At 69.2% G+C, this 23,939-nt stretch carries 25 protein-coding genes; 11 read left to right on the top strand and 14 right to left on the bottom strand.

All coding sequences use genetic code 11. The features are described 5' to 3' along the window. Positions 1 to 7 precede the first annotated feature (7 nt). The 5 genes from HQ312_RS06625 to HQ312_RS06605 all read right to left on the bottom strand — a co-directional run bounded on the left by HQ312_RS06625 (position 8) and on the right by HQ312_RS06605 (position 5,242). A complete protein-coding gene (locus HQ312_RS06625; RefSeq protein ID WP_027503855.1) occupies positions 8 to 1,144 on the bottom strand; it encodes an Mrp/NBP35 family ATP-binding protein in 1,137 nt (378 codons plus the stop codon). A 24-nt stretch (positions 1,145 to 1,168) separates the two neighbouring features. After that, positions 1,169 to 2,017, bottom strand: coding sequence for a lytic murein transglycosylase (locus HQ312_RS06620; protein ID WP_222638156.1), 849 nt, complete (start codon positions 2,015 to 2,017; stop codon positions 1,169 to 1,171). A gap of 150 nt (positions 2,018 to 2,167) precedes the next feature. Then, positions 2,168 to 3,289 carry a lytic transglycosylase domain-containing protein gene (locus HQ312_RS06615; RefSeq protein WP_222638155.1) on the bottom strand — a complete coding sequence of 374 codons (1,122 nt, stop codon included), beginning with the start codon at positions 3,287 to 3,289 and terminating at the stop codon, positions 2,168 to 2,170. Positions 3,290 to 3,354: 65 nt separating this feature from the next. After that, the gene (locus HQ312_RS06610; protein WP_081821023.1) at positions 3,355 to 3,972 is read right to left on the bottom strand and encodes a DUF1003 domain-containing protein; all 618 of its coding nucleotides are present in this window, start codon (positions 3,970 to 3,972) and stop codon (positions 3,355 to 3,357) included. After that, positions 3,965 to 5,242: a magnesium transporter MgtE N-terminal domain-containing protein gene (locus HQ312_RS06605; RefSeq protein ID WP_027503853.1), complete on the bottom strand. Its 1,278-nt coding sequence runs from the start codon at positions 5,240 to 5,242 to the stop codon at positions 3,965 to 3,967. The genes HQ312_RS06610 and HQ312_RS06605 overlap by 8 nt, the downstream gene beginning before the upstream one ends. Positions 5,243 to 5,297: 55 nt before the next feature. Between HQ312_RS06605 and HQ312_RS06600 the strand changes: the two genes are divergently transcribed. From HQ312_RS06600 to HQ312_RS06575, 6 genes are all read left to right on the top strand, one after another. Then, entirely contained in the window at positions 5,298 to 6,299 is a 1,002-nt protein-coding gene (locus HQ312_RS06600) for a CoA ester lyase (RefSeq protein ID WP_307109044.1), read from the top strand. Continuing rightward, on the top strand, positions 6,296 to 6,787 hold the full coding sequence (locus HQ312_RS06595; protein WP_027503852.1) for a general stress protein: 492 nt from the start codon (positions 6,296 to 6,298) through the stop codon (positions 6,785 to 6,787). The genes HQ312_RS06600 and HQ312_RS06595 overlap by 4 nt, the downstream gene beginning before the upstream one ends. A gap of 172 nt (positions 6,788 to 6,959) precedes the next feature. Then, positions 6,960 to 8,333, top strand: coding sequence for an extracellular solute-binding protein (locus tag HQ312_RS06590; protein WP_231476097.1), 1,374 nt, complete (start codon positions 6,960 to 6,962; stop codon positions 8,331 to 8,333). Further along, the gene (locus HQ312_RS06585) at positions 8,330 to 9,268 is read left to right on the top strand and encodes a carbohydrate ABC transporter permease (protein WP_027503850.1); all 939 of its coding nucleotides are present in this window, start codon (positions 8,330 to 8,332) and stop codon (positions 9,266 to 9,268) included. Before HQ312_RS06590 ends, HQ312_RS06585 begins: the two co-directional genes overlap by 4 nt. 3 nt (positions 9,269 to 9,271) lie before the next feature. Beyond that, positions 9,272 to 10,102: a carbohydrate ABC transporter permease gene (locus HQ312_RS06580; protein ID WP_027503849.1), complete on the top strand. Its 831-nt coding sequence runs from the start codon at positions 9,272 to 9,274 to the stop codon at positions 10,100 to 10,102. Positions 10,103 to 10,106: 4 nt separating this feature from the next. Then, positions 10,107 to 11,267, top strand: a complete 1,161-nt coding sequence (locus tag HQ312_RS06575; RefSeq protein WP_056442586.1) for an ABC transporter ATP-binding protein — start codon at positions 10,107 to 10,109, stop codon at positions 11,265 to 11,267. 67 nt (positions 11,268 to 11,334) lie between these two features. Here the strand turns inward: HQ312_RS06575 and HQ312_RS06570 are convergent, their stop codons facing one another. Next, complete coding sequence (locus tag HQ312_RS06570) at positions 11,335 to 12,183, bottom strand: hypothetical protein (protein ID WP_027503847.1); 849 nt, start codon at positions 12,181 to 12,183, stop codon at positions 11,335 to 11,337. Further along, positions 12,173 to 12,883 carry a metallophosphoesterase gene (locus HQ312_RS06565; protein ID WP_222638154.1) on the bottom strand — a complete coding sequence of 237 codons (711 nt, stop codon included), beginning with the start codon at positions 12,881 to 12,883 and terminating at the stop codon, positions 12,173 to 12,175. The genes HQ312_RS06570 and HQ312_RS06565 overlap by 11 nt, the downstream gene beginning before the upstream one ends. A gap of 60 nt (positions 12,884 to 12,943) precedes the next feature. On the opposite strand from HQ312_RS06565, the gene HQ312_RS06560 reads away from it, so the two are divergent. The 4 genes from HQ312_RS06560 (at position 12,944) to HQ312_RS06545 (ending at position 16,215) form a co-directional block, all read left to right on the top strand. Beyond that, positions 12,944 to 13,558: a suppressor of fused domain protein gene (locus HQ312_RS06560; protein ID WP_222627377.1), complete on the top strand. Its 615-nt coding sequence runs from the start codon at positions 12,944 to 12,946 to the stop codon at positions 13,556 to 13,558. Between the two features lie 28 nt (positions 13,559 to 13,586). Then, positions 13,587 to 14,465: a PHP domain-containing protein gene (locus HQ312_RS06555; RefSeq protein WP_222638153.1), complete on the top strand. Its 879-nt coding sequence runs from the start codon at positions 13,587 to 13,589 to the stop codon at positions 14,463 to 14,465. Then, on the top strand, positions 14,462 to 14,719 hold the full coding sequence (locus tag HQ312_RS06550) for a hypothetical protein (RefSeq protein WP_027503843.1): 258 nt from the start codon (positions 14,462 to 14,464) through the stop codon (positions 14,717 to 14,719). Before HQ312_RS06555 ends, HQ312_RS06550 begins: the two co-directional genes overlap by 4 nt. Positions 14,720 to 14,982: 263 nt before the next feature. Further along, positions 14,983 to 16,215, top strand: coding sequence for an NADP-dependent malic enzyme (locus HQ312_RS06545; RefSeq protein WP_081821089.1), 1,233 nt, complete (start codon positions 14,983 to 14,985; stop codon positions 16,213 to 16,215). A 6-nt stretch (positions 16,216 to 16,221) separates the two neighbouring features. Here the strand turns inward: HQ312_RS06545 and HQ312_RS06540 are convergent, their stop codons facing one another. The 4 genes from HQ312_RS06540 to HQ312_RS06525 are packed head-to-tail and all read right to left on the bottom strand — an operon-like array spanning position 16,222 to position 19,680. Then, positions 16,222 to 16,902, bottom strand: a complete 681-nt coding sequence (locus tag HQ312_RS06540) for an ABC transporter permease (protein WP_027503841.1) — start codon at positions 16,900 to 16,902, stop codon at positions 16,222 to 16,224. Continuing rightward, a complete protein-coding gene (locus tag HQ312_RS06535; RefSeq protein ID WP_222638152.1) occupies positions 16,899 to 17,576 on the bottom strand; it encodes an ABC transporter permease in 678 nt (225 codons plus the stop codon). The genes HQ312_RS06540 and HQ312_RS06535 overlap by 4 nt, the downstream gene beginning before the upstream one ends. Beyond that, entirely contained in the window at positions 17,576 to 18,712 is a 1,137-nt protein-coding gene (locus HQ312_RS06530; protein ID WP_027503839.1) for an ABC transporter ATP-binding protein, read from the bottom strand. The genes HQ312_RS06535 and HQ312_RS06530 overlap by 1 nt, the downstream gene beginning before the upstream one ends. Then, positions 18,709 to 19,680 (bottom strand): ABC transporter substrate-binding protein, encoded by a 972-nt coding sequence (locus HQ312_RS06525; protein ID WP_027503838.1) that lies wholly within the window; start codon positions 19,678 to 19,680, stop codon positions 18,709 to 18,711. Before HQ312_RS06525 ends, HQ312_RS06530 begins: the two co-directional genes overlap by 4 nt. 80 nt (positions 19,681 to 19,760) lie before the next feature. Here HQ312_RS06525 and HQ312_RS06520 point away from each other — a divergent pair, with 80 nt between their 5' ends. Further along, a complete protein-coding gene (locus HQ312_RS06520) occupies positions 19,761 to 20,600 on the top strand; it encodes a glycine betaine ABC transporter substrate-binding protein (RefSeq protein ID WP_027503837.1) in 840 nt (279 codons plus the stop codon). On the opposite strand, the gene HQ312_RS06515 is transcribed toward HQ312_RS06520, so the two are convergent. The 3 genes from HQ312_RS06515 to HQ312_RS06505 are packed head-to-tail and all read right to left on the bottom strand — an operon-like array spanning position 20,580 to position 23,932. Further along, positions 20,580 to 21,491, bottom strand: a complete 912-nt coding sequence (locus HQ312_RS06515; RefSeq protein WP_222638151.1) for an alpha/beta hydrolase — start codon at positions 21,489 to 21,491, stop codon at positions 20,580 to 20,582. The two genes, HQ312_RS06520 and HQ312_RS06515, sit on opposite strands and share 21 nt — an antisense overlap. A 21-nt stretch (positions 21,492 to 21,512) precedes the next feature. Further along, complete coding sequence (locus HQ312_RS06510; RefSeq protein ID WP_222638150.1) at positions 21,513 to 22,352, bottom strand: SDR family oxidoreductase; 840 nt, start codon at positions 22,350 to 22,352, stop codon at positions 21,513 to 21,515. Next, a complete protein-coding gene (locus tag HQ312_RS06505) occupies positions 22,349 to 23,932 on the bottom strand; it encodes an NAD(P)/FAD-dependent oxidoreductase (RefSeq protein ID WP_222638149.1) in 1,584 nt (527 codons plus the stop codon). The genes HQ312_RS06510 and HQ312_RS06505 overlap by 4 nt, the downstream gene beginning before the upstream one ends. Positions 23,933 to 23,939: the final 7 nt, after the last annotated feature.

Below are 23,939 nucleotides of genomic sequence, written 5' to 3'. Positions count from 1 at the left end.
CCGGCCGTCAGAGGTGCCGGGTGGTGTCGATACCCAGGCTCATGCCCGCGAGGCCGCGACTACGGACCGACAGCTTCTCGGCCACCTCGATCATGGCCTTGGCCGCGGGCGACTCCGGATCGCTGAGCACGATCGGAACGCCCGAGTCGCCGCCCTCGCGCACCGCGGTGTCGAGCGGGATCTGGCCCAGCAGCGGGACCTTCGCGCCGACCGCGGTGGTGAGTCGCTCCGACACGGCCTGGCCGCCGCCGGAACCGAAGATGTCCATCCGCGATCCGTCGGGCAGCTCGAGCCACGACATGTTCTCCACCACCCCGACGACTCGCTGACGCGTCTGCAGGGCGATGGCGCCGGCACGTTCCGCGACCTCGGCCGCGGCCTGCTGCGGGGTGGTCACGACGAGGATCTCGGCGCCGGGGATCAGCTGGGCCACCGAGATGGCGACGTCGCCGGTGCCCGGCGGCAGGTCCAGCAGAAGAATGTCCAGGTCGCCCCAGAACACGTCGGCGAGGAACTGCTGCAGGGCGCGGTGCAGCATGGGACCGCGCCAGACGACGGGCGTGTTGCCCTGCGTGAACTGCGCGATCGAGATCATCTTCACGTCGTGCGCCACGGGCGGCATGATCATGCGCTCGACCTGTGTGGGGCGAGCGTCGGTACCGAGCATGCGGGGCACCGAGTGGCCGTAGATGTCGGCGTCGAGGACGCCCACCGACAGTCCCTTGGCGGCCATCGCGGCGGCCAGGTTGACGGTGACGGACGACTTGCCGACACCGCCCTTCCCCGACGCCACCGCGTACACGCGGGTGAGGGAGCCGGGCTGAGCGAACGGGATGACCGGCTCGGCGGAATCTCCCCGCAACGACTTGCGCAGTTCGGTGCGCTGCTCGTCGTTCATGACGTCGAGCTCGACGCGGATCTCGCCGACACCGGCGACGTCGGCCACGGCCTTGCGTACCCGGTCGGAGATCTCCGTCTTCATCGGGCACCCGGCGGTGGTCAGATAGATGCCGACGTCCACGGATCCGTCGTTACCGAGCGCGACACTCTTGACCATGCCGAGTTCGGTGATGGGCTTGCGAATCTCGGGATCGTTCACGCGCGCGAGGGCGCTGCGAACGTCCGATTCGGTGGCTACGGGCATCTCTCCATGGTATGCGGTACCGCGTCAGTGAATTCGGGGCAGGTCCGCTTCGGAGGGGGCGATGCCGGTGGAGTAGGCGACCGACCACGCGACCACGTTGGCCACGTAGGCCATCGAGTTGTTGTAGCGCAGGATCGCCTGTGTGGCCTGGATCGGATCCGCCATGTTCAGGCCGCCGTCGCACAGGTACTTCCCGGTGGTGGCGGCGCTGTCGAACAGGTTCTGCGGGTCGGCCCTGCCGTCCCCGTTCCCGTCCGTGGCGTAGTGCTTCCACGTCGCCGGCAGGAACTGCATCGGCCCCACGGCGCGGTCGTACGTGGCGTTGCCGTCGAGCTCGCCGCCGTCGGTGTCCATGATCACGTTGTTGCCGGCGAGGCTGCCGTCCAGGACCGGCCCGAGGATCGGCTCGAACAGCGTTCCGTCGGCACCCGCCTTGCCGTCGTTCGCGTGGGTGGACTCGACCCGGCCGACACCGGCGAGGAGTGCCCAGTTCATCGAGCAGCCGGGGGTGGTCTGCGCCAGGAGGGTCTCGGCGCTCTTGTAGGCGGCGACGTTGATGCCCGGGACGCCGAGCGGGCCGGCCGCGAGGGACTCGGGCAGCGCGGGGGCGGGAGCGGGCTCCGGCGCGGGCGGTGCCACGGGCTCGGGCGCGGACTGCGTGGTGGGTGCGGGCGCGACGTCCACCGCCGGGGCCACGTCGGTGGGCTCGAGGGCGGACTCGCTGGCCGTGGTGTGCGTGCGGAGGAACGGGATGTCGGCGCTGGCGCCGTAGCCACTGGCCACGGTGATCGCTCCCGCGGGGATCAGACCGGTCAGCGCGATGACCGTGTTCCGTCGCAGAGTGGAAGACGATCGTTTGCGGTGCCGACCCACGGATACACAACCTCCTCGCCCCCGCGAGATTCGTGATCCGCGACGACTGTTCCCGCCCCGTTCCGGGGCGCTTCCGACCTTTGCTGTCGGAGCGAGGCTACCTGATCCGTTGCCGATCCGTTACCGGCCCGTGATGTGAGCCACGACAGGTCACGGTGTCGTGACGGACGTGTCCTGCTCAGGTGGGGCGGGTGGTGCCACTGGTGCAGGAGGGCACAGGAGACACGGGATCGTGGGGAGCTCGATGACCGGGAGCGGCGGCAGTCCGGGGATGCCGAACGCCGGCGGTGGTGTCACCGGAGTGAGCGAGGTGTCCGGCATCGCGGTGGTCGTGGCGGTGGTCGTCGGGGCCGCGGTCGTGGGATCCGTGACCTCGCCGCCCGCGGCGGCCGCCGCGGCGACGGCCAGCGCGTCCGCGGGGGAGGGCGCCGCCTCGCCGATCCGTCCGACGACAGGGGTGCCGCCGCCGGAGTACGCGGCGGACCAGGCCAGCACGTTGGCGGTGTACGCGGCGGAGTTGTTGTATCGCATGACGGCGGTGGTCGCCTGCGCCGGATTCGTCATGTCCAGGCCGCCCGAGCACAGGTACTTGCCCGCGGCGAGAGCCGCGTCGAAGACGTTGTTCGGATCGCTCCGACCGTCGCCGTTGCCGTCCGAGGCGTAGCCGGCCCAGGTGGCGGGGATGAACTGCATCGGCCCGACCGCACGGTCGTGCCCCGCGTCCCCGTCGAGCGCGCCGCCGTCGGTGTCGGTGATGACCGCGTCCGCGGCCGATCGACCGTCGAGCACCGGGCCCAGCACGGACGTGATCGTGGTGCCGGCGGCATCGGTGCGGCCGCCGCCCGCGTGGCCGGACTCGATGCGCCCGATGGCGGCGAGCAGGTGCCACGGCAGGTGACAGCCCGGTGTCGAGGTGGCGAGCTGGGCCTCGGCGGAGCGGTAGGCCTGCAGGACGAGTTCGGGAATGCCGAGTGCGCCGACGAGCACGGCGGACAGCGGCGCCGCAGCAGCGGCCGGGGCGCCCGCGGGCGCGGCGACGGCTGGTTTCGGGGACCGGAACGCGACCGGTTGCCGATCGGCGGGCTCGACCAGGCCGACAGCGCGCTCCCGTGGTGGGAGTGTGGGCGCCGCAACCGATTCGGCGGCCGCCATCGCGACGGAACCGTGCGCGGAACTCGGCGTCACCGAGCCGGCGGCCAGCGTGACCGCGCTGAGAAGAAGAATCGAGGCACTCAGTGCACCTCCGAGTCGAGAGTCTCGACCGACGCGCATACGACAAACCCCCACGAACACTCGGCTGCGCACTCACCGAGACCCGACGCGCAGTGTGACCGAGGTTACCGTCGCGTGTCCTCGCTGTGGTCGAAACGAGTTGTTTCCTCGACGGAAGGGGCGGCGGCGAACGAGGTGGAGTCCTCGTCGACCGACTTCTTGCGAGACTTCTTGCGCGCCTTCTGTTCCTCGGCCGCCGCCTGCGCGGGATCGAGGAGCGCCGCGCGCAGGTCGTCGAGTTCGCGGCGGAGGTAGTCGCGCGTGGCGACCTCGCCGACCGCGATCCGGAGCGCAGCGAGCTCACGAGCGAGGAACTCGGTGTCCGCCTTGGTCTGCGCGGCGCGCGAGCGATCCTCCTCGAGCGACACCCGGTCGCGGTCGTCCTGCCGGTTCTGAGCGAGCAGGATCAGCGGGGCCGCGTAGGCGGCCTGCGTCGAGAACGCCAGATTGAGCAGGATGAAGGGGTAGGGGTCCCACTGCAGGCTCACCGCGAAGACGTTGAGCAGGATCCACACGATGACGATCCCCGTCTGGATCGCCAGGTATCGCCCCGTACCGAGGAATCGCGCGACGTTCTCGCCGGTCCGGCCGACCGAGTCGACGTCGATGTCGAGCTTGAACCGTCGGGATCCGCGTGGAGTGTCGAGGCGCTGTCTGGCGGTCGCCGCCGACTTCTCACTCATGTCCCACGTGCTCCTGTTCGCGCCAGTCGTCGGGAAGAAGGTGGTCCAGGACGTCGTCCACGGTCACGGCGCCGATGAGATGCTCCTCGGCGTCCACGACCGGTCCGCAGACCAGGTTGTACGCCGCGAAGTATCGCGTGACGGCGGCGAGACTGTCGTCCGGGGAGAGCGTCGACAGTGTCGTGTCGATCACGCCGCCGACCAGACTGGCCGGCGGTTCGCGCAGCAACTGCTGGAGATGGACGCAGCCGAGGTAGCGGCCCGTGGGCGTGGCCGTCGGCGGTCGCACGACGAAGACCAGCGACGCGAGGGCGGGCGTGAGGTCGGGGTTGCGCGCACGAGCGAGCGCCTCGGCGACCGTCGCGGACGCGCTCAGCACCACCGGTTCCGGTGTCATCAGACCACCCGCCGTGTCGGGGGAGTGCTCGAGGAGACGTCGCACCGGCTCGGAGTCCTGCGGATCCATCAGGCGCAGCAGCGATTCGGCCTCCGGCTCCGGCAACTCGCCGAGCAGGTCGGCTGCGTCGTCGGGGTCCATGGCCTCGAGCACGTCGGCGGCACGGGCGGGGGCGAGCGCCTGCACCAGGTCGATCTGATCGTCGTCGGGCATCTCCTGGATGACGTCCGCGAGGCGCTGGTCGTCCAGGGCGAAGGCGACCTCGAGTCGCCGCTTCTCCGGGAGGTCGCGGATCGCGTCGGCCACGTCGGCGGGCCGGAGTCCCTCGAACTGGGCGAGAAGCTGTGACACACCCTGACCCGGCAGGGACAGATCGGACCAGGTGAGGCCCTGCACGTTCTGCCAGTCGAGCACGTGGATGCTGCCGCGGCGACCCAGCCGAGTGCGGTGGGGGCGCACGGCGACGCGCGCGATGACCCAGTCCCGCGTGCGGGTCTGCTCGATGCCGAGGTCGACGACGACGCAGTCCACGCCGTGCAGGTCCTCGGCGTCCGGATCGTCGGTCCGCACCCGTGAGTCCAGGACCTGGGCCAGGGCCAGTACCTCGCCCGGTCGCTGGACGAAGCGGCGCATACTGACGTTGCCGGTGGTCAGCGTCACCGACGTCGGTTCGACGGCCGTCACGCGCAGCATCGGAACGAAGATCTTGCGCCTCGTGGCCAGATCGACCACGAGGCCGAGGACGCGGGGTTGCTGACGACCGACGCGCACGGTCACGACGATGTCGCGGACGCGGCCGATGCTCTCACCGTCGGGTCCGAGCACCACGAGGCCCGCGAGCCTGGCGGCGAACACCTTGTTCACTGCTGCCATGGGCGCAACAGTAGACGGGGGCCTCGCACGCGGTGCGGGCCGATAGTGTGCCGTGGTGACCACCACAGTGCCGCGCGCCCGCCTCCGACGCTCCGTGCTCGCCGTGCCGGGCAGCAGTCCGAAGATGATGCGCAAGGCTCTGAGCCTGCCCGCCGACGCCGTCTTCCTGGATCTCGAGGACGCGGTCGCGCCAGCCGCCAAGGCGCAGGCGCGCATCGACGTCGCCGACGCGCTCGGATGGGCCGGGTGGGGCACGCAGCTCCGGCTCGTGCGGGTCAACGACTGGACGACGGAGGCCACGTTCCGCGACGTGCTCGAGGTGGTCGGACGGGCGGGTGCCCACCTCGACGCCCTCGTCCTGCCCAAGGTGCGCTCGGCCGGTGAGGTGCAGGCGCTCGATCTGCTTCTGACACAACTCGAACGCGAGTCGGACCTACCCGTCGGCCGTATCGGGATCGAGCCGCAGATCGAGGACGCCGTGGGTCTGCTCCACATCGACGCCGTCGCGACGGCCTCGCCGCGGGTGCAGACCCTGGTGTTCGGGCCGGGTGACTTCATGGCCGACGTCGGCATGCGCACCCTCACGGTGGGTGAGCAGCCGCCCGGCTACGAGCGCGGCGACGCCTACCACCACGTGCTGATGACGATCCTGCTGTCGGCGCGGGCCCACGGGCTCCAGGCCATCGACGGACCCTGGGTGCAGGTCCGCGACACCGACGGGTTCACCCGCGCCGCCCGGCATTCCGCGGCTCTGGGCTACGACGGCAAGTGGGTGCTGCACCCCTCGCAGATCGACATCGCCAACGAGACGTTCTCGCCGCGCCAGGCCGACGTCGACCGCGCCCACGACATCGTCGAGACCTACCGTCGGTACCTCTCCGTCGACGGGGGAGCGCGCGGGGCCGTCATGGTGGGGGACGAGATGGTCGACGAGGCGGGTCATCGAATGGCTCGGGCCCTCGTCGAGGCCGCCGACGCGGCCGGCATGGTGCGCAGCGGTGCGCGGCCCGCACCGGACCCCACGACCGACCCGCCAGCAGGCACAATGGAGTCATGACGAACCCCATGTCGCAGTCCGGCCGCCCCGGACAGGGCCTCCCCACCCCGCCGTCGGGCTGGCCCATCGGTTCCTATCCCACCTACGCCGAGGCGCAGCGCGCGGTCGACTACCTCTCCGATCAGGAGTTCTCGGTCCAGGACGTCACCATCGTGGGTGTCGACCTCATGCAGGTCGAGCGTGTCATCGGTCGCCTCACCTGGGCCAAAGTGATTGGCGGCGGCATCATCTCGGGCGCCTGGCTCGGTGTCTTCCTCGGACTCGTTCTCGGAATCATCACGAACACCAACTACCTGAGCGCGCTCCTCGTCGGTGTGCTGGGCGGCATCGTCTTCGGACTGATCTCGGCCACCATTCCCTACGCGGCGACCAAGGGGCAGCGCGACTTCGCGTCGACGATGCAGTTGGTCGCGGGGCGGTACGACGTGCTGTGCGAGCCGAAGACGGCCGAGAAGGCGCGCGATCTGCTGGCGCGTCTCGCCATCTGACCTCTCACCACCGACCCGTCGGTACCGAAAGCATCACGGGATTGCAACAAGCCACCGTTTTCCTCTCAGCTTTCGACTAGGTTCCACTTCGCAGGGAATGCGTGTCCAACGAAGCACACGCTGCGGAGTCGGGCCGACTGTGGCGCCTTCTCTTGCGGCAGAGGAGGCGGTCGTGCCGAAGAGGTACAGGGCGAGGAAACTCGCAGCGACAGGGGCCGCCGCGGTGGTGGCCGGAAGTCTGTTGGCGGGGTGTGGATCCTCCGACGACGGAATCGTGTTGAGCTTCTACACCGCCGCCGACGGCGCGGAGCAGTACGCGGCGGCGGCGCAGGCGTGCACCGAGCAGTCGGGCGGCGCGTACCGGGTGGAGCAGCGCACGCTCCCCAAGAGCGCGAACGATCAGCGCCTGCAGCTCGCTCGCCGTCTGGCGGGCAACGACCGCACGCTCGATCTGATGACACTCGACGTCGTCTGGACCGCCGAGTTCGCCGAAGCCGGTTGGGCACTTCCGGTTCCGGACGATCTCGAGGCGAAGCTGCGTGACGGATCGGTGCTCGAGGGCCCGCTCGCCACCGCCGAGTGGCTCGACCCCGAGACAGAGCAGAAGGACAAGCTGTACGCGGTCCCGCTGAACTCCAACACCCAGTTGCTCTGGTACCGCCCGGACATGGTGCCGAACGGCCAGCCCCCGGCGACGTGGGACGACCTCATCGCCACCGCCGGCGAGAACGCCGCCTCCGGCAAGCCCGCGGCCATCGGTGTGCAGGCGAAGCAGTACGAGGGCTTCATGGTCTGGTTCAACACCCTCCTCGAGAGTGCCGGCGGATCCGTCGTCGGCGAGGACGGCACCACCGTGACACTGAACGACACCCCCGAGCACCGCGCGGCCACCGAGAAGGCTCTCTCGATCATCAAGAGCGTCGCGACCGCTCCGGGCGCCGACCCCTCGGTCTCCCAGAGTGACGAGGGCACAGCACGTCTCGGCGTCGAGGCGGGCACCATGTTCGCCGAGGTGAACTACCCGTTCGTGCTCCCCGGACTCAAGGAGAACGCCGCCGCGGGCGGCGTGTCCTTCCTCGACCTGTCCACCGTTCCCGCCGACCAGCAGGACGCGGCGGTGAACGAGGTGTTCCGCAGCGCGCCGTACCCCTCGGTGAACCCCGGTGAGCCCGCCAAGGTCACCATCGGCGGGTTCAACATCGGTGTCGCCAAGACCACCGAGCATCCCGACGAGGCGTGGGCCGCCGTCGCGTGCCTGACCGACGAGCAGAACCAGCGCAACAACGCCGTCGACGGCGGTGTGCCGCCGGTGATCCGCTCGCTCTACGACGATCCCGAGTTCCAGGCCGCCTACCCGGCATGGGAGGGCGTTCTCGGCTCGATCGAGAGTGCCGCGGTCCGGCCGGTGTCGCCCGCGTACCAGTCCATCTCGATCCTCCTGACCGACGCGCTCAACCCCCCGCAGGACATCGATCCCGTGGGAGACGTCGACAGGCTCGCCGATCTGGTCCGCCAGGCCGTGAACTCCGAAGGGCTGATCCCATGACCGTCACCGACGAGCCCCGACGCCCGCAGAAGCACGCCAAGGCGGCCGAGGCGGTGTCCGAGGGCAAGAAGGCGGAGCGCCGACTGGGGCTCCTGCTGGTCGCTCCCGCCGCGATCCTGATGATCGCCGTCACCGCGTATCCCATCATCTACGCCTTCTGGCTGAGTCTGCAGAAGTACAACCTGGCATTCCCGGACGACAAGGAATTCGTCGGCCTGTCCAACTACGTCTCCGTCCTCACCGACGGCTACTGGTGGACGGCGTTCGCGGTGACCGTGGGCATCACCGTCATCTCGGTGATCATCGAGTTCGTCCTCGGCCTCGCGGTCGCGTTGGTCATGCACCGCACCATCTTCGGGCGCGGCGTCGTCCGCACCGTCGTGCTGATCCCGTACGGCATCGTCACCGTCGCCGCCGCGTACAGCTGGTACTACGCGTGGACACCGCAGACCGGCTACCTGGCCAACCTGCTTCCCGAGGGCAGTGCGCCTCTGACACAGCAGCTTCCGTCGCTCGCCATCGTCGTGCTCGCCGAGGTGTGGAAGACGACGCCGTTCATGGCACTGCTGTTGCTCGCCGGTCTCGCGCTCGTTCCCGACGATCTGCTCAAGGCGGCCCAGGTGGACGGCGCCGGCGCGTGGACCCGACTGATCCGCATCATCATCCCGTTGATGAAGCCGGCCATCCTCGTGGCGCTGCTGTTCCGCACGCTCGACGCGTTCCGCATCTTCGACAACATCTACGTTCTGACGAAGGGCAGCAACAGCACCGGTTCGGTGTCGATCCTCGGGTACGACAACCTCTTCGGGGCGTTCAACCTCGGTATCGGGTCGGCCATCAGCGTGCTGATCTTCTTCTGCGTGGCCATCATCGCCTTCGTCTTCATCAAACTGTTCGGGGCCTCCGCACCCGGCTCCGACGCGGAAGGACGCTGACCCATGGCAGCCACCACGAAGACGAAGGCCGGCTGGTCCATCGTCAACCTTCTCGTCCTGCTGTACGCGCTGATCCCGCTCGTGTGGATCATCAGCCTGTCGTTCAAGCCGGTGGCGAACATCGCCGACGGCAAGTTCATCCCGACGACGTGGACGTTGGACAACTACAAGGGCATCTTCCAGACGTCCCAGTTCACCAGCGCCCTGATCAACTCCATCGGCATCGGTCTCATCACCACGCTCATCGCGGTGGTCATCGGCACGATGGCGGCCTACGCCGTCGCTCGTCTCGACTTCCCCGGCAAGAAGCTCCTCGTCGGCGCCGCGCTGCTCATCGCGATGTTCCCCCAGATCTCGCTCGTCACACCGCTGTTCGACATCGAGCGTGCACTGGGCCTGTTCGACACCTGGCCGGGCCTGATCATCCCGTACATCACGTTCGCGCTCCCGCTCGCCATCTACACGCTGTCGGCGTTCTTCCGTGAGATCCCTTGGGAGCTGGAGAAGGCCGCCAAGATGGACGGTGCCACCCCGGGACAGGCGTTCCGCAAGGTCATCGCACCGCTCGCGGCACCGGGCATCGTCACCGCGGCGATCCTCGTCTTCATCTTCGCGTGGAACGACCTGCTGCTCGCCATCTCGTTGACGGCCACCGAGCGTTCGGTCACGGTGCCGGCAGCGATCTCACAGTTCACCGGTAGTTCGCAGTTCGAGGAACCGACGGGCTCGATCGCGGCTGCGGCCGTGGTCATCACCATCCCGATCATCATCTTCGTCCTGTTCTTCCAACGTCGTATCGTGGCGGGCCTGACGTCCGGCGCAGTGAAGGGATAAGTCCATGGCCGAAATCGTTCTCGACAAAGTGACCAAGCTGTACCCGGACGGTGCCGCGGCGGTGAGCGACGTCGACATCACCATCGCCGACGGCGAGTTCATCATCCTGGTCGGACCCTCCGGCTGCGGAAAGTCCACCACGCTCAACATGATCGCCGGCCTCGAGGACATCTCGAGCGGCGAGCTGCGCATCGCCGGTGAGCGCGTGAACGAGCGGGCACCGAAGGATCGCGACATCGCGATGGTGTTCCAGTCGTACGCGCTCTACCCCCACATGACGGTGCGCGACAACATCGCCTTCCCCCTCACACTCGCCAAGATGAGCAAGGAGGACATCGCGAAGAAGGTCGACGACGCCGCCCGCATCCTCGACCTGGGCCAGCACCTCGACCGCAAGCCGTCCAACCTCTCCGGTGGTCAGCGTCAGCGCGTCGCGATGGGACGCGCGATCGTCCGCAGCCCCAAGGCGTTCCTCATGGACGAGCCGCTGTCGAACCTCGACGCCAAGCTGCGCGTGCAGATGCGGACCGAGATCGCCCAGCTGCAGAAGCGTCTCGAGACCACCACGGTGTACGTGACGCACGACCAGACCGAGGCCATGACGCTCGGCGACCGCGTCGTCGTGCTCCGCGGCGGACTGGTGCAGCAGATCGGCTCGCCGCAGGAGCTCTACGATCACCCGCGAAACCTGTTCGTGGCGGGCTTCATCGGGTCGCCGTCCATGAACTTCGTGTCGGGTCGTCTGACGGACGGCGGGGTCACCACCTCGCTCGGCGAGATCCGGTTGAGCGACGAGGCGCGGCAGAAGATCGCCTCGAAGAATGCGAAGGGGGACGTCGTCGTCGGCATCCGCCCCGAGCATCTCGAGGACGCCTCGCTCGTCGAGTCGTACCAGAAGATCAACGGCAGCACGTTCTCGGCGCGAGTCGAGGTGCTGGAGTCGATGGGGTCGGACAAGTACATCTACTTCTCCGCCGAGGGCCCCAAGGTCACCTCGCGCGAACTCGACGAGCTGGCCGCGGACTCCGGCGCGGACGGCGGCCAGTTGGTCGCTCGGCTCTCGGCCGAGTCCGCCGCTCGCATGGGTGAGTCCATCGAGCTGTGGTTCGACCAGAAGCGCGTGTCGGTGTTCGACGTCGAGTCGGGTGCCAACCTGACGCTCTGACCGCTCGAACGCGACGACGGCCCCCACCGCACGGTGGGGGCCGTCGCCGTCTCGGTCGGCGCCCGTCTCAGTTCGGCGCGGCCTCCTTGAGCTGCGCGATGATCTCGTCGTTCCAGATGTGGCTGCGCACCAGGCGGTAACGCTCGCGCGCCACCCACATGTAGGCCTCGGCGTCGGTGTGGCGGGTCAACATGCCCCCGACGGACCGCACCATCCGGACGACCGGCAGGAACTCCTCACCGAACCAGCGGCGGGCGACAGTGCGGCGGTCGACGAACTCGCCGAGTTCCTGCATCAGCCGGAAACCCCAGGCCTCCACCGCATCCGAGAGTTCGGCGTACTGCCACGGATCCGTGAACTCGATCGCCTCGCGCGACTTCCCGGTGAGGGGAACGCGGCTGAGGAAGATGCGCCGGTGATCCTTCACCAGGAGATCGCCCCTCGTGGAGATGCCGTCAGGGGAGATGCGGGTGATGATCTCGGTGACGTAGGCCTCGATGGTGAGACTGTGCATCGCGCAGGCGATGGACACGCGATGGTGCCCGTCGATGACGAAGTGCATGCCGCCGACGCGATACACCTCGATGGGCGGCATCGGTTCGCCGCGGCGCCAGGCGGTGGCGAGGCGCTGCCAGCGTTCGCGTGTCCGGGTCGACGTCGGGCGGAAGTACCGGTCGAAGTCGCGGGTGCGATCCACGCTGCCCACGATCGAGTCGACCCGGATGACCTCGAGTCCGACGCGGCGCTCCCGCACCTTGCCCAGGGCGGCGACCACCTCGTCGAACGGCAGGATCGTGTTGATGTCGTCCGGTTGACGGCGCAGCCAGCCGACCAGCCGCGCCACGTCCGCGCGCCGGCGCTGGCGGGAGAAGTCGTTCTGCGCGTCGGCAGCGGGGAATCCGGTGTCACGAGCCATGACGTCGCCTCTCGATGATGGGCGCGGTGTCGCCGCCCGGGGTGATGTCGATCAGGGCGTAGCCGACGGTGTTGATCACCGTGGCTCCGTGCAGCTGTCGGTCGGCCGGCCTCGTGCCGTGCGGGTGGATGTGTCCGTGGACGAGGAGCTGAGGCCGCAACCGCTCGGTGAGCGGATCGAGACACCGGAAACCGCGGTGTGGTGCGTCCTCGGCGTCGCCGACACCGAACGGTGGGCTGTGGGTCAGCAGGACGTCGACCCCGTGTGCGTCCGCTCCGCGTCGCAGCAGCGGGTGCCAGGTGTGGGTCCGGATCAGGGAGCCGGAGCGCCGCTTCTGCTGCCGTTCCGTCCACTGGTTGGGTCCGTCGCGGTAGCGGATGGACCCGCCCAGCCCCGCGATCCGCAGACCGGCGGCGCTGACGATCCGTCGATCGGCGTTGACGGCGCCGTCCGGACCGGGCCAGCGCGACGGCAGCCCGGCACGCATCCAGCCGGCTCGACCGGCCGAGTACCCGGTGAGGTCGGCGTCGTGGTTGCCGGGGACGAAGACGCACGGGGCGTCGGCGGCCTCGGCGAGGTGCTCGAGGTACTCGAACGGCAGGTCGCCCGCACCGAGGACCAGGTCGACGTCGAACGGGAGTGTGCGGGCGTTCCACAGGCCTTCGACCACCTCGTCGGACACGGTCAGCACAGTCACCACACGCAGGACCGTACCGGCACGCCGGTCCCGTCGGAGCCGGTACGGACGTCGTGGGGTTGGATGGACGGTGTGAGTGGGAGCGACGTGACAGCGCAGGTGCGAACCCATCTGCAGACGGTGCTCGGTCAGGACGACCCGTCCAGCGCGTCCGTGACCTTCCTGGGCCTCGAGCCGCTGGAGGTGTTGCTGTTCGCTGCCGACGTCGAGGGAGTCGTGCGGTTCACCACTCTCGGGTGCTCGCGGCATCCGATGGCCGACCCGTCCGACATGGTCACCGACTCGCAGCGAGGCCCGCGCGCCGAGCTGATCCTGGCCCTGCGCGGAGTCGACGAGTCCGTCGCCGAGGTCTGGCGCACGCTCGCCGTCTTCGCCGCGTCGCCCGCGGTGGAGGGCATCGTGCTGGTGCCCGACGCCCTGCTGGACGCCGGCGAGCCTCTCTGGCCCGGCGCTCCGTTCACGGCGGTGCTGCTGACGGCCGAGTCCGGGGTGGCCGACCTCGAGCTGCCCGAACCGTACGATCCGGTGCGGTTCCTGCGGGCAGTCCCGATCACCGGCACCGAGGCCGCGTGGGTGCGCCTGCGCGGAGCCGATGCGTTGCGCGACGCGTGGACCGAGGCGGGCATCGACATCGCCGACCCGCGGCGCTCGGCGGCGTCGCTGCGCCCGCCCACCTGAGCGCTCGCGCACCTGACAGACTGGGCGCGTGCTGATCGATCTCCACACCCATTCCACGTCGTCGGACGGAACCGAGACGCCCACCGAGCTGATCGCCACGGCGACCGCCGCGGGCCTCGACGTGATCGCGTTGACCGACCACGACACCACCCACGGCTGGGACGAGGCCGTGGCCGCGGTGACCGCGACGGCCGGTGCGCCCACCCTCGTCCGTGGCATGGAAATGTCGTGCCAGGGCCGCGGAGCCGACGGTGACCCGGTGACGGTGCATCTGCTCGCGTACCTCTTCGACCCCGGGCACGTCGCCTTCGCCGAGGAGCGCAGCCGGTTACGTGGGGAGCGGGAAGTGCGTCTGCGCAGCATGATCGACCGTATGGCGGCCGACGGCTACGACGTCGACGCCGACACCATCCTCGCCGCGGCAGGTCCGTCGGCGGGCCGCCCGCACCTCGCCCGTGCACTCGTCGCGGCCGGAGTCGTCGAGACCGTGAACGACGCGTTCACCGACCTGCTGCGGACCGGTGGGACGTACTACGTCGAGAAGGCGGACACCCCACTCGACCTCGCCGTCGAGTTGATCGCCGACGCCGGGGGAGTGCCCGTCATCGCCCACGCCCGCGCGCGCACGCGAGGTCGGCTCCTGCACACCGACCACATTCTCGAGCTCGCCGCCGGTGGGCGACTCGGCGGACTCGAGGTCGATCACCCCGACCACAGCCCCGAGGACGCGGACGCCCTGCGCGACATCGCGCGCGAGCACGATCTCGTCGTGACCGGATCCTCCGACTACCACGGCACCAACAAGACGACGCCGATCGCGGCCCGCACCACCGCCGAGGACCAGTTCGACGCGTTGGTGAGCCGGGCGACGGGCGTGCCACTCGTCGTACCCGGAGGCCGCCGGTGAAGGCGCTCAGCGGATCGATCACCGCGGGTCTCGTCGTCCTCACGGCGCTCGTCATCGCCGCCGCCGTCGTCGGCGGTGATCGGGGATTCCCCGGCCCCGGCACCGCGTCCATCGCGTGGCACGTCGCCGCCGTCGTCGCGGCGCTCCTGCTCCAGCGGATCGCCGACCATCGCTCGCGTGGGGTGTCGTTCCTCGGCTCACTGGGCGTGCTGGTGGTCGCGGGAGCGCTGCTGTGGACGCAATGGTGGGGCTGACGAGCCAGGGGTGGGGCTGACGAGACAGTGGTGGGGCTGACCGGCACCTGTTTGCTCCCGAGGAACCGGCGGTGGCACACTGGCTCCACTCGCGATCACCGCCACCCCGTGGTGATCGACCCCGGTCACCGCTCGTCGGTGGCGCGCGAAGTCGGCTCACCCGCCGCGCACGCATCGAGATGTCGCCTGCCCTCGGTTCTCATCCCCCGGGCGCGCATCTCGACTTCCCCTCACGCCTGTGATTCGCACCCTCCGTGCGGACGATGAAGGAGCGCCCAGTGACCGCCGCAACAGATCCGACCGAACACACGACCGGCCTCCGGCCTGCCCGCGACGACCTCACGACCATCACGGACGACGAGATCTTCCTCAGCCACGTGGGCGGCAAGCTGTCCGTCGAGCTCACCGCGCCGCTCGAGACCAAGCGCGACCTCTCCATCGCGTACACCCCCGGGGTGGCCAAGGTGAGCAGTGCGATCGCCGCCGATCAGGAGCTGGTGAACAAGTACACCTGGACCGAGCGACTCGTGGTGGTGGTCAGCGACGGCTCCGCGGTATTGGGTCTGGGCGACATCGGCCCGCGCGCCTCGCTGCCCGTCATGGAGGGCAAGGCGGCACTGTTCAAGAAGTTCGCCGGCCTCAACTCGATCCCGCTCGTGCTCGACACCAACGACGTCGACGAGATCGTCGAGACGCTGATCCGCCTGCGGCCCAGCTTCGGAGCCGTGAACCTCGAGGACATCTCGGCACCCCGGTGCTTCGAGATCGAGAAGCGCGTCGTCGAGGCACTCGACTGCCCGGTCATGCACGACGACCAGCACGGTACGGCCATTGTCGTCCTGGCTGCGCTGAAGGGCGCTGTGGCAGTGCAGAAGCGCGAGCTCGCGGGTCTGCGTGTCGTCATCTCCGGTGCGGGAGCCGCGGGCGTCGCGTGCGCGAACATCCTGCTCGCCGCGGGCATCTCGGACGTGGTGGTGCTCGACTCGAAGGGCATCGTCGGTGCGGATCGCGCCGACCTCAATCCCGTGAAGGTCGACCTCGCCTCGCGTACCAACCCGCGCGGCCTCTCCGGGACGGCTGCCGACGCCCTAACCGATGCGGACGTGTTCCTCGGGGTCTCCGCGGGGAAGATCGGGCACGAACTCATCGCCTCGATGGCAGACGACAGCATCGTCTTCGCCCTCTCCAACCCGAACCCGGAGATCCATCCGGAGGACGCGAAGAAGTACGCCGGCATCGTCGCCACCGGACGCAGCGACTTCGCCAATCAGATCAACAACGTGCTCGCGTTCCCCGGTGTGTTCCGCGGTGCTCTCGATGCGGGCGCGCGGCGCATCACCGAGAACATGAAGCTCGCCGCCGCGGACGCGATCCTGTCCGTGGTCGGCGACGATCTGAGCGTCGACATGATCGTGCCCAGCCCACTCGACCCGCGGGTCGCTCCGGCCGTCGCGGCGGCAGTGGCCGCGGCTGCGAAGGCGGACGGCGTCGCCTGAGAGGTCTCAGAGACGGGGCGCGCGGCGCAGCCGCCCCGTCCCGGGCGCCGAGACCCACACGGCGAGGGCCAGCAGGCCGTCCGCCACGAGAGCCAGCACGGCCACCAGGATCGCGCCGACCACCACTCGGTCGTAGCTGTAGAGCGCCAGACCGTCGAAGATGTACCGCCCGAAGCCGCCCAGGTTGACGAAGGCGGCGACGGTGGCGGTGGCGATGACCTGCAGGGTGGCGTTGCGGATGCCCCCGAGCAGCAGCGGCAGCGCGTTGGGAATCTCCACCCGCAGCAGCACCTGGCGTTCGGTCATGCCCATCGCCCGTGCCGCGTCCACGACGGTGGCGTCGACATTGGCCACACCCGCATACGTCCCGGCGAGGATCGGCGGAATGCCCAGGAGCACGAGGGCGATCAGTGGTGGCACCAGGCCCAGCCCGAGCAGCAGGACGAGGAACGTCAGCACGCCGAGCGTCGGCAGCGAGCGCAGACTGTTCACCAGGCCGACCAGGGCCACCTCGCCGCGGCGCAGGTGCCCGATCAGCAGTCCCAGCGGAACCGCCACGACGACGGAGAACAGCACGGCGAGAAAGCTGTACCAGACGTGCTCGGTGAGACGCGTCGCGATGCCGGTGCCGCCGGACCAGTTGGCGCCGTCGAGGATGTAGCCGATCGCGTCGGAGAAGATGCTCATGCGCGGGCCCCCGTCACTCGTCGCCGGCGCGTCGAGGGCGCACCGGCGCGGGTCCACGGCGTCAACGCACGCCCGAGCAGGAACAGCAGCGCGTCGAAGACCAGGGCCAACACGACGATCGCGATGATGCCCGCCAGGATCTGGTCGGGGTAGTCGCGCTGGTAGCCCTGGGTGAAGAGCTGTCCGAGACCACCGATGCCGATGACCGACCCGACCGACACCATCGAGATGTTGGTGACCGCGACGACGCGGACGTTCGCGACGAGCACGGGAAGTGCCAGCGGCAGTTCGACGGTCGCGGCGCGGCGGAACCGTCCGAAGCCGACCGCGGTGGCGGCGTCGACGACGGCGGGGGACACCGAGTCGAGTGCCTCGGGCACTGCGCGGACGAGCAGCGCCGTCGAGTACACCGTGAGCGCGATGACCACGTTCAACGGATCGAGGACACGCAGTCCCGCGATGAGCGGGATGGTGACGAACAGTGCGAGCGAGGGGATCGTGAACGCGACGCTCGCCACCACCAGGGTCAGACGCCGCAGCCAGCCCACCGTGCGCACGGCCGCGCCGACGGGCACCGCGACGACCAGTCCGACGAGCAGCGGCACCAGCGACAGGTACAGGTGGGTCCGCGTCAGCTCGAGGACGATGTCGATGTTGTCGATCAGCCAGCGCATCAGGGCTTCTCGAAGTACTGGCGGCCGCGCTCGCGGTCCTCGGCTCGACGCTGGTCCGCCAGCAACGCCACCACCTCGGTGGCGTCGATACCGCCGAGGACGGCGCCGTTCGCGTCGACCGCCACGCCGACGCCGGACGGCGACGAGATGGCCGCGTCCAGCGCCTGTCGCAGATCGCCCGACGGCGGGTACAGCGAACCGCCCGCGGAGGTGCTGTCCGCGATGCTGGCGCCGGACTTGAGCGCCTCGAGGCCGGTGACGTCCATCCAGCCTCGCGGACGGCCCTCGGCGGAGACGACGAGAAGCCACTGGCCCTGGTCGAGACGGATCGACGCCGCGTCCTGTTCCGACGCCGTCGTGATGGGATGCAGGGACACCCCGTCACCGTGGCGGAACGACAGTCCACGGTAGCCGCGGTCCCGACCGACGAAGGACGCGACGAAGTCGGTCGCGGGAGCCGACAGCACCACGTCCGGGGTGTCGTACTGCTGCAACGTTCCGCCGGTGCCGAACACGGCGATGCGATCGCCGAGCTTGATGGCCTCGTCGATGTCGTGCGTGACGAAGACGATGGTCTTCTTCAGATCGGCCTGCAGCCTGAGCATCTCGGTCTGCAGGTCTTCGCGCACCACCGGATCGACGGCGCTGAACGGCTCGTCCATCAGCAGGATCGGAGGATCTGCCGCCAGGGCACGCGCGACCCCGACGCGCTGCTGCTGACCGCCCGACAGCTGAGCGGGGTACCGGGTGGCCAGCGACAGATCGAGGCCGACGCGCTCGAGGACCTCCATCGCGTCGCGACGGGCCTCCTTGCGTGAACGACCCGTCAGCACCGGAACGGTGGCGACGTTGTCGACGACGGTGCGGTGAGGCAGCAGGCCGGCGCTCTGGATGACGTAACCGATGCCCAGCCGAAGCTTGACGGCGTCGACGGTCGAGATGTCTCGACCATCGACGCTGATCGTGCCCGACGTGGGCTCGATCATCCGGTTGATCATCCGCATCGAGGTCGTCTTGCCGCAGCCCGACGGGCCGACGAAGACGGTGAACGACCGGTCCTCGATCCGGAGATCGAGAGAGTCGACCGCGAGCGTTCCGTCCGGGTACTGCTTGGTGACTCCCTCGAACGAGATCACGAGACCGGCTTGTCCAGACCCTGCTCGACGACCCAGGCGTTCGCGGCGGCGGCGGGCTCGGTCTTCGCGTCGCCCGACACCTCCTGGTTCAGCGCCAGCAACTCGACCGTCGTGAGCTTGGCCGACACGGCGTCGAGGACGGCGGTGAGCTTGTCCGACTTCTTCGACGAGTTGTAGACCGGGACCACGTTCTGCGCCGGGAAGTTGTTGTCCGGGTCGCCCAGTGCCACGAAATCGTTCTCGACGATCGCGGGCGTGGTGGTGAACAGGTTCGCCGCGGTGATGTCCCCCGCAGCGAGGGCGGCCACGGTGGCCGGGCCGCCGCCGTCGGAGATCGGGACGAAGTTGGCGGCCGGGATGTCGACGCCGTATTTGTCGCGCAGGCCGGGCAGGCCGACGGGACGCTCGGCGAACTCGGGCGGCCCACCGAACTTGACCTCACCCGCGTACGGCGCGAGATCGGCGATGTTGGTCAGGTTCCAGCGCGTCGCGGTGTCCCGCGTGACGACGACGGCGTCCTTGTCCTCGCCGGGGGCCGGCGTGGATGCCAGGAGATCGTCGCTCAGTGCCGCCGTGAGGGCGGTGTTCACCTCGTCGGGCGCCGTGGCCGTGGCCTCGGGGTCCAAGTACAGCAACAGGTTTCCGGTGTAGTCCGGGATGAGGTCGATGGAGCCGTCGCGCACGGCCGGGATGTAGGCCTCACGGCTGCCGATGGACAGGCGCGTGCTGGCGTCGAAGCCGTTGGCCTTCAACGCGTCGGCGTAGATGTTGGCGATGATCTCGGACTCGGTGAAGTTCGCGGAACCGACGACGATGGTGTTCGGATCGCCTCCGCTACCACCCTCACCGCCGCTGCTCAGTGGATCGGAGTCGCCGCCGCAGGCGGACAGGGTGAGTGCTGCAGCGGCCACCAGAGCGGTGGCGGCGACGCGCACGGAACGTGAGGTGGTGCGACGTGTCGTGTTCACTGTTCGAGTGTAACGATAGGCCCCGACACCGGCCCGCTTTCGGCGCCGGAACGCCGGTAGCAGGTTCGAGAGGATGGTCGATGCGGGTCTGCAGGTCGGCCGTCGCGGCGCTGCTCGCGGCCTCGGTGGTGGCCGGGTGTTCGAGTACCGGCGGCCCCGAGGGGACGACGCGCTCGCAGCCGCTGGTGGTCGCCGACACCGGAACTCCGGTGCAGACGGTGCTGGCGCACCTGTACGCCGACGCGCTGTCACGCGGGGGAGCGGCCGCTCGGGTGGACACGGTCGACGGTCTCCCCGGCGCGCTCGCCGGCCTCGACGACGCCTCGGTCGCGCTCGTCCCCGGCTTCACCGGATCGTTTCTGGCGCAACTGGATCCGTCGTCCGCCGCGCGGGCGCCGGAGGACGTCTACGCCGATCTGGCGCGTGCACTGCCGGAGTGGCTGGCGGTCACCGACCAGGGTCTCGCCGAGAACGGGCCGACGGTGTCCGTCACCGCGGCCGCGGGATCGGCTCTCCCCGAAGCCACTCTGTCGGCTCTGTCTCCGCAGTGTTCCCGCCTGTCCGCCGCCGTCGACCCGGCCGTCGATGCGTCCGCGGTGACACGGGCCCTCGCCGAGAGTTACGACTGTGCGTTCGCTCCTGCCGGCCCCACCGAGGTGACGATCGTCCGGGCCACGGACCGGGTCGCCGTGGTCGATGCGACCGACGTGGTGCTCGCCGACGATCGAGACGGCCTCACCGCCGACGTCCTCGTCCCCCTCGTCCGCAAGGGCTCCGTGGACGAGACACTGGACCGTCCGCTGCAGATCATCGCCGGCGAACTCACCACCGCGGATCTCGCGGAGATGGTCGACCGTGTCCGCGGCGGCGAGGATCCGGGCGCGGTCGCCGCGAGTTGGCTAGGGACGCAGTCGTTCTGAGTGGGCGGTCGCGTCGCGGACGAAGGCGCCGATCTCCCTGACCGCTGTCGCTGCCTCGGCCAGCAGGGTGGCCTGCAGGTGGGCGACGTGCCACAGATCCGTGAGTTCGGTGCACCGCACCGAGACACCGGCCTCGGTCAGTGCGTCGACGAAGCGAAGGATCTGGGGCCGCAGGATCTCGTCGGCTGAGTACTGGATCAACGTCGAGGGGAAGCCGGTCAACGTGCCACGCACGGGGGCGTACCGCGGATCGGTCGGGTCGCCGTCGCCCAGATACTGCCGCGCCGAGTTCCGCAACCAGCGAGCGTCGAGCAGGAAGTCGCGCGGCGCCGGGAAGTCCTGGTCCGCCGGATCGGCCCACGGGGAGATCATCGCGACGCACGACGGTGATGTGCCACGGTCGACGAGCGCCTGTGTCGTCGCCGCGGCCAGACCGCCGCCGGCCGAATCGCCGACCACGGCAATGTGATCGGCCGTGACACCGTCGGCGACCAGCCCGTCGAACACGGCCAGTGCGTCCTCGAGCGCGGCCGGGCAGGGATGCTCCGGAGCCAGACGGTAGTGCGCCGCCACCACGACGGCGCCACTGTCGCGGGCGAGCGACGACGTGACGACGCGGTGCGTCAGCGGCGACCCCAGCGTGTACGCGCCGCCGTGCAGATACAGCACGGCGGTGCGGCGGACGGTGGCACCGACGGTGACCCGTTCTACCGGGACACCGCCCACGGTCTCGCTGCGGATCACCGTGCCCTCCGGCAGCGGTAGCGACCGGGCCGCGACCTCGAGCAGTGTGCGCTGCACCGGAACCGGGAGGCGCGGGTTCAGAATCACCCGGAACACGGGTTTCAGAACTCGCGACACCACGGGCAACGGCAGAGTCATCGGTCGCATCGCCCGAACCTACCGTCAGCCCTACCGCTGGGTGGTCGTCCGCGGCAGGACGCGCGAGGACAGCCTGACGATGATGTCCTGGTACCGCGATCCCGTGATGCGGGCGAGGGCGTCGAGCGCGCGGGCGTCGTTGCCGATGAGCACGCGGGCCTTGTTCTTCTCCACTCCGCGCAGGATCACCAGGGCGGCCTGCTCCGGGGTGGTCTTCGCGAGGCGACGGTCGAAGAACTCGGCCACCGACTTCTGGTCCTGGCCCTCGGCGACGGTCGCGTTGCGGGCGATCGCCGTCTTGATGCCGCCCGGGTGGACACACGTGACGTGCACCGGGTGACGGGCGATCAGCATCTCCTGGCGCAACGCCTCGGTGAAGCCGCGCACGGCGAACTTGGCTGCGTTGTACGCGGACTGGGACGGGATCGACAGGAGGCCGAACAGGCTGGACACGTTGACCACGTGACCGTCTCCCGACTCGACGAGATGCGGGAGGAATGCCTTCGTACCGTTGACGACGCCCCAGAAGTCGACGTCGATCACGCGCTCGAGATCCTTGAACTCGGTCTTCTCGACGTCGCCGTGGAAAGCGATGCCGGCGTTGTTGTAGATCTGGTTCACCACACCGAAGTGCCGACGCACGGTCTCCGCGTAGTCGAGCACGCTGCCGCGTTCGCTGACGTCGAGGTGGTCGCTGCGGACCTCTCCGCCGCGCTGCTCCACGGCCGCCACGGTGGCGGCCAGGCCGACCGAGTCGACGTCGGACAGCGCGAGTCGTGCTCCGCGCGAAGCCAGTTCGAGAGCCAGCGCACGGCCGATCCCCGATCCGGCTCCGGTCACCACGGCCACTCGTCCACGGAACTCGCTCATCGGGAGATCGCCTTCTCGTCGTCGTTGTCGGTCGTCGCAGGGGTGGGGGTGCCGTCGACGGCGCTCACAGGCCTCGTGACGTCGCCGGCCGCGAGGGCGTCGTATGCCTCGAGGTCGAAGTTGCGGGTGATGCGGCGGAACTCGAAGGTGAAGTCCGGCCACAGCGTCGTGTTGTTGCCGTGCTTGTCGAGGTACCAGCTCGCGCACCCGCCGTTGAGCCACACCGTCTTGTTCAGCTTGGTCTGCAGGTCGGCGTTGAACTCGTCCTGCACCTCGCGGCGCACCTCGACGACACCGAGATCGTGCTTGTCGATCGTGTTGAGCGCGTCGATCACGTAGTTCAGCTGCGACTCGATCATGAACACCATCGAGGTGTGCCCCAAGCCCGTGTTGGGTCCGACCAGGAAGAACAGGTTGGGGAAGCCCGCGACCGTGGCGCCCTTGTATCCCTGCTGTCCGCGCTCGTCGAAGACCTCGGCGAGCGAGCGGCCGTCCTTGCCGAAGATGCCCTGGAAGGTGGGGGAGTCGGTCACGTGGAATCCGGTGGCGACCACCAGGGCGTCGATCTCACGCTCGGTTCCGTCGGCCGTCACGATGGAGTGCGCCCGCACCTCACGGATACCGTCGGTCACCAGGTCGACGTTCGGTCGATCCAGTGCCGGGTAGTAGTTGTTGGAGATCAGCATGCGCTTGCAGCCGATGCGGAAGTTCGGCGTCACCTTGCGGCGCAGCTCGGTGTCGCGGATGCCCTTCGCGATCTGTCGGCGCGCGATGAACTCGAACGCCTTCATGAGCTTGGGGACGCGGGTGAGGCCGACGACCTGGGTCTCACGTGCGGCGTAGATGCCGGTGCGTGACAGACGCTGGTAGCCGGGGAGGTACTTGAACGCCAGCTTCTCGATGCGGGTGTACTCGCGGTCGAAGCGCGGGAGGACCCACGGGGCGGTGCGCTGGTAGACGTCGAGATGGGCGACCGTCGGCGCGATGGCCGGGACGATCTGGATCGCGGAGGCGCCGGTACCGATGACGGCGACGCGCTTGCCCTCGAGGCTCGCGTCGTGGTTCCAGCGGGCCGAGTGGAAGATCTCGCCCTGGAAATCGGTGATGCCGGCGATGTCCGGGAGGTTCGGCTCGCACAGGGCGCCGACGGCGGACACGACCTTCTTGGCCGTGAAGTTCCCCCGGGTGGTCACGATGTCCCACTGCGAGGTGGCGGTGTTCCAGCGGGCCGACTCGACGTGGCAGTCGAAGACGTGGCGGTCGTACACGCTGTACTGCCGCGCGACGCTCTCGATGTACTTCTGAATCTCCGGCTGACGGGAGAACGAGCGGGTCCAGTCCGGATTCAGCGCGAACGAGTACGAGTAGAGGTGCGAGGGCACGTCGCAGGCGGCACCGGGGTAGGTGTTGTCGCGCCACGTGCCACCGACGTCGCTGCCGCGCTCGAGGACCAGGAAATCGGTGCTTCCCTGCTGGCTCAGCTTGATCGCGGCGCCCAGTCCTGCGAAACCGCTGCCGATGATGATGGTGTCGACGTAGCGTGCAGCGACAGCGTCGGTATCTGTAACTGGAAGACTCATGAACCCA

The organism is Rhodococcus sp. BP-316, from assembly GCF_019836105.1.
GTDB lineage: Bacteria > Actinomycetota > Actinomycetes > Mycobacteriales > Mycobacteriaceae > Rhodococcoides.
The sequence above is the reverse complement of the archived record's forward strand: the minus strand, read 5'-3'. Positions and strand labels throughout refer to the sequence as shown.